The following is a 1209-nucleotide window of genomic DNA, read 5'->3' on the forward strand; positions in this document are numbered from 1 at the left end:
AACGACTGAGCCGAATTTGACACGAAGACTTCCCCTTAACCCTACATCTGCAACCCGAGGCGCAGCCCAATGAAGTTCTGATCGAAACTGCGACCGACCAGTTCCGAGTCCTTCGTGCGGTGGGCAAGCTCACCACTCACAAAGACATTCTCGTTGAACGCATAGGTTACACGCCCGCGCATTTCGTACAGAAACGAGTCGCGGTTGATGCCTTTGAAATCATCGTAATAAACGCCCGCAAAGCCGGTCAGCAGAATATTCCGGGCATATTCGTGACGCACCAGCACACTGGCCGACGTCCGCACCATACCGGAGACATTCAACATCGTGGTTTCCTGAACCGAACGCTCAAACGCCGGTACAACCAGCGTCAGGCGGGAGGGCGTCCAGTTAAAGGATGCCTTAAAGGCCAAACCTGCCGGATCTTTGAACCGCTTATCTTTATAGTCCTGAGACAGATAACCGACCAGGAAATCGCCGCGAATGGTTTCGGCCAGATCGACGCCGATACCGCCCTCGACCCGATAACCGGAACTGTCGCGGTTATAACCGCCGCGATCCGATCCCCGATCATAGTCGCGCTGGTTTACCGAGGCTGCGAGAACGGCGGCATAGCCTGGAAAAATTTCATAAGAAGCGCGGCCCGATAGCACATACTGAGTGCGGTCACGGTCGGAGTTATCGATCGTGCCCGTCGTCGTCGGAACATTGTCGTAGGATAGTTTGGTCGCCCCACCGTCGAGCGCGAAGCTATAGCGGCCCTGACGTATCTTACCGCCGATCCGGGCGTCGTTTGTCCAGACTTTCGTCGGCTCTTTTCCCTGCTCGGCTTCATTGGAGCCGCGCTCTTCTGCCAAGGCGGAGAAAATGTAGCTGCCGCTCACTTCAAGGGAGCGGTTGAATTCATACACCCCATCCGTGACCAAGCGACCCTGGACAGTATTGTCATCTTTATATTGTGAATAGCGACTAGCTTCAATATTTGCATTAGTATTCCATGAGTAAGTCGGCTCTCTCAAGCGCAACGTTACCTCTGGCCGAACAATACTAATAAAATCACCCTTCTTATCTTTCTCACTCGCATAAACATTATCATTATAAGTCTGATCGAATTCAATTTTGGGCAAAAGTAAAAACTTGCCGAGCGTAATACCCTTCGGCTGATACCGATCCGCCAATTGCTCGGTATCGTCGTTTTTCCCGCGCATT

At 52.4% G+C, this 1209-nt stretch carries 1 protein-coding gene; it reads right to left on the reverse strand.

The window, feature by feature from the left end:
- Window positions 1-41: 41 nt before the first annotated feature.
- Window positions 42-1209 (reverse strand): outer membrane beta-barrel protein (locus tag VZ95_RS20650; RefSeq protein WP_045777538.1); only part of this gene is annotated, 1168 nt, incomplete at its 5' end.

The sequence above is a fragment of the Elstera litoralis genome (genome assembly GCF_000963705.1).
In the GTDB taxonomy this organism is placed as follows: domain Bacteria; phylum Pseudomonadota; class Alphaproteobacteria; order Elsterales; family Elsteraceae; genus Elstera; species Elstera litoralis.